Origin of the sequence: Halalkalibacter suaedae (genome assembly GCF_017939705.1) — a bacterium.
Taxonomy (GTDB): Bacteria; Bacillota; Bacilli; order Bacillales; family Bacillaceae_D; genus Halalkalibacter; species Halalkalibacter suaedae.
In genome coordinates, this window is record NZ_JAGKSQ010000008.1 from 68,173 (window position 1) to 80,617 (window position 12,445).

The window sequence follows — 12,445 nt, forward strand, 5'->3', positions numbered from 1 at the left end:
CATGAATGACTATCAAGATTATGGAGGATGTGAGTCGTGATTGCCCTACACAGTAGAAAGACATCAACCAGCAATTTATTATGAAGAAATCGGAAGGGGAACCCCAATTATCCTTATTCCTCCACCAGGTGTCGGACACTTAACCTTTCGATATCAAGTGAAACTGATCGATCAATGCCAACTGATCAGTTTCGACATAAGAGGGGACGGTCAAAGTGAAAGAAGCAGTGAGCTGATGACGATGGATCAACTAATTTCTGACGTAAAACGTGTCTTAGATACGAATCATATCAAGAGAGCAGTTATTTGTGGCTACTCTAATGGAGCCTGCATAGCTCAGGAGTTTACCCTGACTTATCCAGAACGGACAATGGGTTTGATTCTTATTGGTGGCTATTATGCAGTAAACAGTTTCTTATTAGAAAAGGAATACCAAATAGGGATCTGGGCTGCCAAAAATGGCTTAATGACATTCCTCGCAAAAGCTCTTTCGAGAAATCATTTTTCGGACAAGCAAGCGGCTGAGGAGCATTATCGAGAAATAAAGAAAACCAACCCACAAATGTTAGCACAGCAATATCAAATAGGCTTACACTTTAGCAGTGAAAGCCGTCTCCAACAGATTAATGTACCGCTGTTATTAATTTACGGATCAAGAGACTATTATCTGCACGAATATCAACATCTCTTTAAACAACTGATTGAAGATGTTGAGATTGTCTATATTCATGGAGTAAAGCATCAGGTTCCAACAAAAGCCCCAGATGAATGTAATGCTGCAATAAGAGACTGGTTGAAGAGAAAGAAGCTAGTACCTAATTCTGATTGATAGCACCATTGGAATGAACGAAAAAGGAGGAGGATATGTAATGGATCAAAATAATGCGAATTTAAGCAAAGAAAAATTAGAAAAAATCAACAAAATAGAACTGGAATTAGGAGTCGAACTTACTCTATTTCCAAAAGAAAACAAGCCAAATAAGGGTGAATATTATAAACAATACGAGGACGATAGATTGTAAACATAACATTTATATTAAAGACAGGTAAAATTAAATTAAAATTTCTTATGTAGTCATTATCAAAAGAAGAGGCAGACTATAGCCTATCTTATTTAAATATTTTACTCCTAATATTATTCACGCAATGAGGACAACAGCCCATTTCCCCATCAAACTTAAACCATATTTTGCAAGAAATACAACGTTTATGAAGAATGTTATTAATAAGAAGGTCATATCCATAAGGTGTGGTTTTCTTCTCGATTTTCATAAAGGCCTCCAATCTCACAGCTATATAAGCAGTGTATGAAAGGAGGCATTTATTTGTGCTGATTTTTCCTGGTTATTTATGTCGTGCTGTCGAAAGTAACAAGACTTTTATTTTTGGGAATTCTAAACTTATGCTACCTTTTAATCTCGGGAAACAATGTCGATGGAGTAATTATCACTATCACCGAATAGTAAAAGAAAAGGGATCCGCCCAAAAGGTTAGATTAAACCTAGTGGGACAAATCCCTTTTCCTCTTATTAAAAGGTATGAAACCTGAACAAATCACCATAGATAATCTGGTCAGAATATTTCAATTCATCGATTACTTTTTCTTTAATTGGATCACATGGGGAGGAGGGGATTGATAGTTCAAACGAACCCTTATCGGTATCTAAACGCTCTCCTGACTCTCGGTTGTAGCATTGTTCATTGACATAGACATATTCGTCGCTGACAAAACTTCCATCCCGCTGTGCAATAAACTCCTTCTGTTTATCTCCAAATAGATCGACCCCAAAACCGATTTCATCGGTTGTATCAATCCCGAGTAAGTGTAGTAATGTTGGTTTTACATTAATTTGGCCTGCGATATCAGAAAAGACCTTGCCATCCTCACCTGGAATGTGAATGATGAATGGTACTCGTTGCAACTGCATGCTCTCATACTCTGTAAGCTCTTTTTTATCAAAATACAAGGAGAGGGCATCGTTCTCATACTCACTAATACCATAATGATCACCCATTAGTACAATGATTGATTCTTGATACATTCCGGTTTCTTTTAATTGTTTAAAAAACTGTTCAATAGCTTCATCGGTATAGCGTGCGGTCACAAAATAGTTATTCAAGGTTTCTGATTCTGAAGAAAATGGCTCAATTGATGCATCCTCTTCACTTAGGACATATGGATGGTGGTTCGTTAACGTGATAAATTTACTGTAAAAAGGCTTAGGCAATGTTTGTAAGTGTTCGATAGATTGGTCAAAAAAATCCTTATCTTTTAACCCCCAACCGACTTGGTTTTGCTCAGTTAATTCAAATGCGGTTTCGTCGAAAAAGTGATCGTAGCCAAGGCTAGTGTACATTACATCTCGATTCCAAAAGTCTTTATTATTTGCATGAAATACAGAGGTACTATAACCTTTATCACCTAGAATCTCAGGAATTGCATGGTACTCATTTTGGCCATGTGTGAAGAAGACAGCACCACCGGAAAGTGGGTATAATGAATTATCTACTAGAAATTCTGAATCAGATGTTTTTCCTTGTGCTGTTTGATGATAGAAGTTCTCGAAATAATAGCTATCCTCGATTAAATTATTTAAAAATGGGGTGACCTCTTCACCATTAACTTTGTTATTGATTACAAAGCTTTGGAGAGACTCTAGAGAAATAAAGATCAAATTTTTATCTTTAGCTACACCAAATAACTCAGAGGATTGCTCGCTTTTTACATTTTCCTCTATATAATCAACAATCTCAGAGATGTTCGTATCATCTTCCGTTGCGAAAACTTTTTGACTTCTCATCAAAGACTGCTGAACGATATCGAATAAATGAAAATGAAAGACACCGATATTTTTGACTAAATATTCTCGATCAAACGTCCGTTGCAATAACTGAGGTCTTTCAATTTCTGCTAACGTGAAATTCATTACTAACAAGATAATTGAGAAGCTCAATACTCGGGCTTTTCGAGTATGAACGGAAATTCGAGATCGATTCTTACTTAGGTACCAAATAATAATAACATCCAGAAATAATAATAGATCTGTTGCCTGAAAAAGCATGAAGATGCTGTTCCCAACATCACCGGCATTATTTGCTTGAAATAGGACAGGAATAGTAAGGAAGTCAGTGTAATCACGATAGAACATCAAATTTGCCCAAAGAATGATTGTTCCTATCAATGAACCATAACGAATTAATCTTAATTGGTTCTTCTCTTTCAACCATACGCTAAGAGCAAAAAAGAAAAATGCGGAAGCGAATGGATTAATAAATAAAATAAACGCTTGCAAAGGGTTCTCAATCGATAAATCAAACAAAAGCCAATAGACTAAAAAGGTTTTTAGTCCAAACAACGCTGTAGCCATCACATAAAGTGGAACGTTTTCAAATTTCTTTAACATCGTATTCCTCCGTATTAATAGAAAACTATTTTTATTTTACAAACATAAGTAGCTTAATAGAACCTGTGGTTAAACATAACAAATATTATCAAATTTTACTTTCTCTTAAATAGTAACAAAGTATTCGGAAAGAGTCTCTAAAAAAGACAGTAAACCAACTAACAATTTTTAGTAGGCTTACTGTCTGACTTATTAGGAATGAATGGTCGAAGCACTAATTTGACTAATACTTTCTGAATACTGATAAGAACTTCTAGTTTGTAAGATGATTCTTACAATATCTTCAGCGGCTTCTCTGTTAATAAATGCTTGCTGTGATTGTTTAATGTTGTTAAGTTTCTGTGCGTCATTTTCTAATAGTTCACCGATGACTTGCTTGATGTGATCCGTATCCTTACAGATTACACCTAGATTACGCTTTTCAACAAATGCGGGATTATCTTCCTCTTGACCTGGCAGGGCCCCAGTGATAATGAGAGGTGTATTAGAAGCAATTGCCTCAAACATCACATTTGGACTCCCTCTCGTAAAAGCAATGTCAGAATCAAACATCAAGTCTTGAATATCCTTAGTAAAACCATAGATTTCTACTTTGTCCTCGTATTGACGCAGTGATTCTTCTAAATTAGCTTTTAGTTTTGCGTTTCTGCCTGCAACGATTTTCACTCTGCAATCAAAATTATTAAGTAGGTTTTCTGCGATTGTTTTCATGTTACCGGAGCCTTCACCGCCACTCATAATTAAGCAGGTAAGGGGAGAATGACTTTCTTTGACTTCAAGTAAGTTTCTGTTACTAGCAAAGAATCTTGACCTGACAGGGAAACCGGAAATAACGATTTTTTCCTTAGGAATTCCGTATTCCAAACATTTGTCTCTAGCCTCGGATGTCGGACTGATAATACAGTTAGCCCGTTTATCTGCCCAAAGTGGATAGATATTAACTAAATCTGCAATTAATGTTAGGAAAGGGATGTCTAATCTTTCTTTCTCTAATATGTTCAGTATGGAACCATTAAAATTAGGATGGACAGAGACAATCACATCTGGTTCAATATCTTTAATCAATTGTAAGAAATTCTTTTGAATAGCTGCTTCTATGTATGTATTTACTAAAGATGCTTTGATTGCTGTAAGTTTCCAAATAATTTCCCAAAGTTTTTCGGCGCTTCTTGTGATTGGACCATAGGAATTGCCAATGGTTGAAAGAAGTCGTCCACCAAGGGAAAAACCGTCGACGACATGGATGTCGACATTCGTATCGAGAATAATCTTTTCGCATAATGACTCTGTAATACTTTTATGACCATGACCTGTATTCTCAGAAGAGATAATTAGTATTTTTTTCCTCATTCGTTAAATCCATCCTTCCGTGCACTTCTGAAACAAGTATACCAAAAGATTGTAAACGTAATAATATTATTTGTAAATATATTGTAAGTTTGTACAATGTGATAGAATGGAAAAAATAAACAATTTAGCTGACGTCTAGTAAAGGAGCATTAAATCATTGAGGCATACGACTAAATTCAAAATGTACTATACTGTTTTCGTGTTTATTGCTCTAGCTGCCTTTGAGCATATTATCATCGGATTATTTCCTCCACTGTTTCAATACATCGCATCAGATTTGAATATAGATGTTGCTGATTTGGGATTTGTTTCGGGAGTCAACATTCTAGTTACTGCTATTTCTGCTCTCGTATGGGGGTACTTGTCTGGTAAATATAAGCGTAAAATGCTTATAATCATTGGAACTATTCTTTGGGTATTGTCAGTTTATTTAACTTCGCTAAGTCAAAATTTTGTTCAACTACTGATCTATCAAATTATAACTGGTATTGGGCTTGGCTGCATGGCGGCAATTGGATTTAGTGTCTTAACAGACTATATCCCTTATCGGAAAAGAGGACTTATTCTTAGCTTGTGGGGGATGGCCCAAGGACTGGGGGGCATTGCTGGTTCAATTATCGCATCCTTAACTGCGACGTCCACCAGTTGGCGGTGGCCATTCGAACTAACTGCATTGATTGGCGTATTTTTAATAATTTTATATCTATTTGTAACCGAACCAAATAGGGGAGGTGCTGAACCTGAATTCAAACGTCTTAAGGGAGACAAGCAATCGTATGATTATGTTATTAAAGCCGAGCATCTAAAGCTAATTCTCTTAAAGGCAAGCAATGTCTACTTATATATTCAAGCGTTCTTTATGAATATTGCAACAGGTAGCCTTATTTGGATTCCAACCTTGTACATATATAAGATTATTCAGCAGGGCTATAGTATGGAGACAGCAGTCATAGCTTCTGGTTATTTGTATGCGATCTTCCAAATTGGTGGTATGGCATCAGTCTATCTAGGTCATCTTGGTGACAAGGCCCAACGTAAAAGCTATAAAGGTAGAGCGTATTTGTCAGGTGTGTTCATCTTGTTAACCTTACCACTCTACTGTTTGTTTTTTCTAATCCCGATGACCGATCTGGATATACCTAATCAGGGTAGTGCATGGCTCATTTTGATTAGTCTGCTTAAACAAATCGTGATGAATCCATTGGTTGCTCTACTATTCGTACTTGCATTCTTTGCATCTGCTTTTCAATCAGCGAATACGCCAAATTGGTTAGCACTGATTACAGATGTGAATTTACCTGAACATAGAGGAACTGCCTTTAGTGTTGCTAATTTATTTAATAGTTTAGGAAGGACCTTAGGCAATGTAGGTGTTGGAATCATACTCGGAGTTGTCTCGGTTCATGTAACAGAACCGTATAATCATATTGTCACGTTGTCGCTTTTACAAATATTTATTATTCCATCAGCGATTTGTTACTTTAAAATGGCGAACAAAAATGTAACAGATATTAAACAAGTCAAAAGTACATTGCAACAACGAGCACAGCAAGAAGGATAATCTTTTTTCGAACGTGTCACAAAAGATTAATAGTGTATCTTCTGTGACACGACTAAAAGCTAGGTGTGTAATTAGACACTACAAGTTCATTTCGCGACTCCAGTGACGATGTTTGGCAATACCTTGAGTAAACGCATGTGTAAAGCTTTGCATGTTTGTTGCGTTTCTGATCGTAATGACACCTAGAGAGTTGATTGGCGATGAAGAACTTTCCACTGAAGCAATCGCGATTCCATAAATTTGTGCATCTGCTATTAATTCGACTCCTTCATTAGAAGCCCCGATTGTTTTTGCGTGAGTATATGCTTCTTTAATAAATTGTAGGGCTTTTGCCTCTTCGCTTAGTTTAGTTACACTTTCGGTCCCACCAGGAAGATAGACTGCATCATACATCACAGAGTCACTAGTAGTGAATGTTTTGTCTACTTTAATCTCTTGTCCGTTCTCACACGTAATAAAGCCAAGTGTTTTGCTGATAATATTAGCTGACACACCTTCAATATTCAAATTCTTTATTACTTGGGTGATCTCTTCATACTTAACCCCGTTTTCAGCTAAAATAGCTACTGTTCTTGATTTCGGAGACTTTTTTGTTGTCATCTGGCTAACAGCTGGTGAGCTTGCCTTTACGCCAGTACCTCCTGGTGCCATAGGTGGATCTACTCCAATACCAGCGGCAATAAGAGTAGCAAGTTCACTATCAACGTTGTTAAATACCTCAACAACTCGTTGTCTAATTTGCTTGTTTTCAACGTTTCCAACTTCGAAGTGGAATGCATTAATGATATGTTGTTTTTCAACCTCAGACATACTATTCCAAAAGAAAGTCGCTTGACTATAATGGTCATTAAAACTTGGGCTTCGCTCACGAATTTTTCGTCCGTCTACTTTTTCAGCGTAATGAACATAGCCGCCCTCTTTTTCACTTGATGGTTTAGGATCGTTATTCTGTAATGAATTGACGGAATAGCTCGTGACACCGCGGTTAATTGTCATACGGTGATAGCCATCGCGTTGATTATTGACAACAGCTGAGACAGAACGATTAATTGGAATTTCATGAAAGTTAGGACCGCCTAATCGAATTAATTGTGTATCCAAATACGAGAACAATCTTCCTTGAAGAAGAGGATCATTAGTAAAATCAATACCTGGAACGACATTCGCTACATGGAAGGCAACCTGTTCTGTTTCAGCAAAGAAGTTATCAACATTGCGATCTAATGTAAGCTTGCCAATCTTTCTAACAGGAATGTCTTCCTCTGGCCAAAATTTAGTTGGATCTAAAATGTCAAAATCAAACGCAAACTCATCTTCTTCCTCAAGAATTTGTACGCCAAGCTCGTATTCTGGAAAATGTTCAGCATCAATCGCGTTCCATAAATCACGTCGGTGATAGTCAGGATCCTTTCCAGCTAGTTGTTGAGCTTCCTCCCATACAAGTGAGTGAACACCGAGAATAGGCTTCCAGTGGAACTTCACAAAGCGAGCCTTCCCTTGTTTATTGACAAAGCGAAATGTGTGAACGCCAAAGCCTTCCATCATTCGAAAGCTTCTTGGAATACCTCGATCAGAAAGTACCCATAGGACCATATGGGCTGTTTCGGTATTGTTAACAACGAAATCCCAAAATGTATCATGTGCCGTGGCAGCTTGTGGGATTTCTCTGTTAGGTTCAGGTTTTCCGGCATGAATCACATCAGGGAACTTCATTGCATCCTGTATGAAAAAAATCGGGATGTTATTGCCGACTAGATCAAAAATTCCTTCTTCTGTATAGAATTTTGTCGCAAATCCTCGTACATCTCTAGCGGTATCTGGAGAGCCTTTTGAACCGAGAACAGTTGAGAAACGGACAAAGACTGGTGTTTTCTTCGAGGGATCCTGTAGGAACCCTGCTTCAGTAAGCTCATGCATTGGCTCATATACTTGGAAATAGCCATGAGCACCACTTCCTCTTGCATGTACGACTCGTTCTGGAATGCGTTCATGATCAAAATGAGTCATCTTCTCTCTGAAATGAAAATCCTCCATAATTGTTGGTCCACGTCTACCAGCTCTTAATGAATCATCATCATTTGAGACACGGAGTCCTTGATTTGTTGTCATCCTTTTACCGGTATGATCAATAGTAAATGATTCTAATTGCTTTTCCTTAGCATCTAAGTTATTTAGCTTTTTCTGATTCTCATTACTATGGAGTCGCTCATGATCTGACATGATTTTCATCCCTTTCTGTTTCTTCATAACTGTATGTAGGATCACCTATATCTACTATTGATTGTATATGCACGTCTACAAGGGAACATGTCACTCAAGCATAGAAACAAATGGTTAAGGGACAAAACAAACTGGTCGAATCGACAAAAAACAATAGCACTTGCAATTGGAATCTTTTACTATAAGGATATGAAGTTAATTTGAAATTTCTGGAGGAGTCTATTTTGAATAATCATGAAATTGATTACAAGATTTACGGTGATGATATGCAGTTTGTCGAGGTTGAATTGGATCCAGACGAAACCGTCGTTGCGGAAGCAGGGAGTTTAATGATGATGGATCATGATATTCGAATGGAGACAATCTTTGGCGATGGTGCAAGTTCAGGTGGATTGGTAGGAAAGCTCTTTGGTGCGGGCAAACGAGTTCTCACTGGAGAAAGTCTTTTCATGACGACGTTTACGAATCAAGGGTCTGAAAAAAAGCACGTTTCCTTTGCATCACCGTATCCTGGGAAAATTATCCCAATGGACCTCTCGGAATTAAATGGAAAAATTATATGTCAAAAGGATGCATTTTTAGCCGCGGCCAAAGGCGTGTCGGTCGGAATTGAATTTCAGAAGAAAATTGGTGCCGGCTTCTTCGGTGGTGAAGGCTTCATTATGCAGAAGCTTGAAGGTGATGGCATGGCATTTGTTCATGCAGGTGGAACGATTCATAAAAAAGAGCTGAAGCGTGGAGATAAATTAAGAGTTGATACAGGTTGCTTAGTCGCTATGACAAGTGGGATTGACTACAATATTGAGTTTGTTAAAGGGGTCAAAACAGCATTATTCGGTGGGGAAGGGTTGTTCTTTGCAACATTGGAAGGGCCAGGAACGGTTTGGGTTCAGTCGTTACCATTTAGTAGACTTGCTAGTCGTGTCTTTGCAGCGATGCCTCATAATGATGGTTCAAAGGACGAGGGTAGTATCGCGAAGGGACTCTTTAATATGCTTGATGGCAGGTAAGAAGCGAACCGAATGTTAAACAAAGAAACTCTTTAATCGGTAAGCTGGATTAAGGAGTTTCTTTTTGTTGTATTAATGGTAAATAGCTTTGTTTTCAAAACGTATGGCTATGGATTAAAGTTATAAAAACAGTAATCCTCTCTTTAAAATGGATAAGTAGGTCTGAGACTGGGATAAAAGTGATAATAGAATATCTGAACAATATGTCAACCGTTACATGATTGTTTTGTTCGAGATTTGAGTTAGACACTTTATTGTATCCTGGACTCTTTTTATTTTTAATCTACAATTTATCATCCTCTAATGAAATAGAGACGTTTTGATAACTCATTATCGGGTAGGTTAACAGTAGTTCATTTTGGTTGGGAGAGGTTCTACTTGTCAGAAATACCACTGAATTTAGTTGTGATACTTTTCGTATTAATTATATTATCTGCGTTTTTTTCATCGATAGAAACGGCGTACTCAAGTGCAAACAAATTAAGACTAAAAAGCTATGCAGATGAGAATCGGCGTGGAGGGTCTAAAGCCCTTTATATCTCGCAAAATTTTGATCATGCTCTTTCTACTATATTAATCGGTAATAATTTGGTGAATATTGCAGCTGCTACGATTTCTGCACAGTTAGCAACAGAATTATTAGGTGGAAGTACTGGACCACTTATCAGTACGATTGTAATGACAATCGTCATTCTTATCTTTGGAGAAGTTCTACCGAAGTCCTTAGCCAAAGAAAATGCTGAGTCTCTAGCTCTCGGGGTTTCAGCTATCTTACTTCTATTAATGAAACTATTTACACCCTTTACGTGGCTGCTAGTTAAATTAAAGAACTCTCTTACAAAATTTGTGAAGAGATCAGAACAAAGTCCTTCAGTAACGGAGGAAGAATTAAAAGAGATGTTCACGATAAGTGAGGAAGAGGGCGTACTTGAACAAAATGAAAAAGAGCTCCTTCATAATACCTTAGACTTTAATGATATAAAAGTACTCGAAATATTAACACCACGTACCGATATTGTAGCAATTGATGTTGACATGCCGATTGAAGAAGTTACAGCGATACTAATGAGAGAAAGATTTTCTCGAGTGCCCGTATATGAAAAGTCAATTGATAACATCATCGGCGTTTTATCTGAAAGAGAATTTCTTTCACAGCTTGTTAAAAAACAAGAGGTAGACATAAGAAAAATAATTAGAAAGCCATTGTACGTGATAGGAACATTAGGTATCTCTTCACTTTTGCCAAAGTTACAAAAAGAACGAGTCCATATGGCTGTTGTCATAGATGAATTTGGAGGGACTTCTGGGATCATTACCCTAGAGGATATACTAGAGGAGCTAGTAGGCGAAATTTGGGATGAACATGACGAGAAAGTAAATGAGGCCAAACAGGTAGGCCCGAATGAATATGAATTCTATGGTGATTTTCCGTTGGATGATTTTGCAAGAATGGTGGAAATGGAACTGCCAGATAGCAGGAATATTACTCTTGGTGGTTGGATAGCTGAGGAGTTTCATTATGTACCAGTTACAGGGGAAGAGCTTAACTATGAGGGTGTAAAACTAGTTGTCACTAAGGCAGATGAAAGAAGAGTGATAAACGTTAGAGTGATGTTGAATGAAGAACCATCTATTGATACTAATATAAATGAATAGTTTCTATTAAATTATAACAAGGTTCCTGCCAATGATGATGACTCACGATGGCAGGAACCTAAATAAATCTTGAAATTATAAGTTTACAGTGACGTCTGCATCTGCACGAAGACTTTCAACAAACGCTTGTGCTAATTCTGCTTCTTTCTGGCTTCTTACTTGGTTTTCAAGCTCTGATTTGATTTCATCAAAAGAGGGGACCTCTACTTCTTGTCCATCTTCTCCACCCATTTGCTCTTGTTGAGCAACAAACATTTCATAAAGCTCATTAAGTTCCTCGTCAGTGACTTCAATTTCACCAGATTCATTTGCAATCATCTGATCTATTTTCACTTGCATTTCAACCTCTGACATTACTTGTGCTTCACTCAAACCTTGTTGTTCGAAAGCTGACATAAGCGCTTCTCTGGATTCGAGCCCGTTTTGCTCTTGTATTCGATCAAGTATTTGATTGATTTCTTCTTCCGAAACTTGAAGATCTCTATCGTTTGCTTCTTGGATTAGAAGTGTTTGACCAATCATACTTTCTGCTATTTGCTCTTTCAATTGATCTTGGTCTATCTCTTGCCCGCTCATTTGTGCTTGCAGCATAGCTTGCTGGAATTGTCCCTGATATGTAGCAATAAATTCCTCTTTAAGAATTTCTTCACCGTTCACTGCTGCCACAACCTCTGGAATCCCTTCCAAATCCGGTTCAGGCATTTCAGGTTGCTCACTAGCTACATCACTCTCAGCTTGTTCCCCTTCCGCTACTTCTTCTGTTGACTCGGCTTCCTCACTACTATTTTCAGCTGGTTCATCTGAGTTGCAAGCTGTTGAAACTGCTAGCAGTCCTGCAAGTGATAAACCTAATAACCATTTCTTGTTCATTAATTATTCCCCTTCCATTACGTGATGTTTGTCATTGTAACATCTATTATTGCTGTATGTAATACTAACAAGACTGACGCCAAGGGAAATAGAAGTTATTGATCTGTTAAACCCTTGCCATATCAAGTTTCTGTATGAATTTATATTAATGTGTGAAATTATGACCTTATTTACACAAAGGATAACATTTGATTTTTTTTGATTAGATCCTACTTTTTTAGACAAATAAGAAGAGGTAAATAAGATTGGATATCTTAGTTAGAAGAGAAGAATCGTATTGAAAAAAACAGTAAATATATGAGTAGTTTGTTTTTAATCGGCTATAAAAGAGATAAATTAGTAGAATATAAGTAAAAAAAGCTAAAAGACATATA

At 37.3% G+C, this 12,445-nt stretch carries 9 protein-coding genes; 5 read left to right on the plus strand and 4 right to left on the minus strand.

The features are described from left to right. The first annotated feature begins 40 nt into the window (after nucleotides 1-40). Nucleotides 41-829, plus strand: coding sequence for an alpha/beta fold hydrolase (locus J7W16_RS17255; RefSeq protein ID WP_210598727.1), 789 nt, complete (start codon nucleotides 41-43; stop codon nucleotides 827-829). A 40-nt stretch (nucleotides 830-869) separates the two neighbouring features. Next, nucleotides 870-1,022 (plus strand): hypothetical protein, encoded by a 153-nt coding sequence (locus tag J7W16_RS17260; protein WP_210598728.1) that lies wholly within the window; start codon nucleotides 870-872, stop codon nucleotides 1,020-1,022. Nucleotides 1,023-1,529: 507 nt separating this feature from the next. Here the strand turns inward: J7W16_RS17260 and J7W16_RS17265 are convergent. Both J7W16_RS17265 and J7W16_RS17270 read right to left on the minus strand, forming a co-directional pair. Further along, nucleotides 1,530-3,404, minus strand: coding sequence for an LTA synthase family protein (locus tag J7W16_RS17265; protein WP_210598729.1), 1,875 nt, complete (start codon nucleotides 3,402-3,404; stop codon nucleotides 1,530-1,532). Nucleotides 3,405-3,596: 192 nt separating this feature from the next. Then, nucleotides 3,597-4,754: an MGDG synthase family glycosyltransferase gene (locus tag J7W16_RS17270; protein WP_210598730.1), complete on the minus strand. Its 1,158-nt coding sequence runs from the start codon at nucleotides 4,752-4,754 to the stop codon at nucleotides 3,597-3,599. A gap of 157 nt (nucleotides 4,755-4,911) precedes the next feature. On the opposite strand from J7W16_RS17270, the gene J7W16_RS17275 reads away from it, so the two are divergent. Then, a complete protein-coding gene (locus J7W16_RS17275) occupies nucleotides 4,912-6,315 on the plus strand; it encodes an MFS transporter (protein ID WP_246880087.1) in 1,404 nt (467 codons plus the stop codon). A 78-nt stretch (nucleotides 6,316-6,393) separates the two neighbouring features. On the opposite strand, the gene J7W16_RS17280 is transcribed toward J7W16_RS17275, so the two are convergent. Beyond that, a complete protein-coding gene (locus J7W16_RS17280; RefSeq protein ID WP_246880088.1) occupies nucleotides 6,394-8,562 on the minus strand; it encodes a catalase in 2,169 nt (722 codons plus the stop codon). Between the two features lie 197 nt (nucleotides 8,563-8,759). Here J7W16_RS17280 and J7W16_RS17285 point away from each other — a divergent pair, with 197 nt between their 5' ends. Further along, entirely contained in the window at nucleotides 8,760-9,545 is a 786-nt protein-coding gene (locus J7W16_RS17285; protein ID WP_210598731.1) for a TIGR00266 family protein, read from the plus strand. A gap of 378 nt (nucleotides 9,546-9,923) precedes the next feature. Next, nucleotides 9,924-11,201 (plus strand): hemolysin family protein, encoded by a 1,278-nt coding sequence (locus J7W16_RS17290; protein ID WP_210598732.1) that lies wholly within the window; start codon nucleotides 9,924-9,926, stop codon nucleotides 11,199-11,201. Between the two features lie 75 nt (nucleotides 11,202-11,276). Here J7W16_RS17290 and J7W16_RS17295 read toward each other — a convergent pair whose 3' ends face one another. After that, complete coding sequence (locus J7W16_RS17295) at nucleotides 11,277-12,071, minus strand: SurA N-terminal domain-containing protein (protein WP_210598733.1); 795 nt, start codon at nucleotides 12,069-12,071, stop codon at nucleotides 11,277-11,279. Nucleotides 12,072-12,445: the final 374 nt, after the last annotated feature.

Bases quoted from the DNA above. Each gene is read 5' to 3' on its own strand.
- J7W16_RS17260 (WP_210598728.1), top strand. From the start codon at position 870: ATGGATCAAAATAATGCGAATTTAAGCAAAGAAAAATTAGAAAAAATC.
- J7W16_RS17280 (WP_246880088.1), bottom strand. From the start codon at position 8,562: ATGAAGAAACAGAAAGGGATGAAAATCATGTCAGATCATGAGCGACTC.
- J7W16_RS17295 (WP_210598733.1), bottom strand. From the start codon at position 12,071: ATGAACAAGAAATGGTTATTAGGTTTATCACTTGCAGGACTGCTAGCA.
- J7W16_RS17270 (WP_210598730.1), bottom strand. From the start codon at position 4,754: ATGAGGAAAAAAATACTAATTATCTCTTCTGAGAATACAGGTCATGGT.
- J7W16_RS17265 (WP_210598729.1), bottom strand. From the start codon at position 3,404: ATGTTAAAGAAATTTGAAAACGTTCCACTTTATGTGATGGCTACAGCG.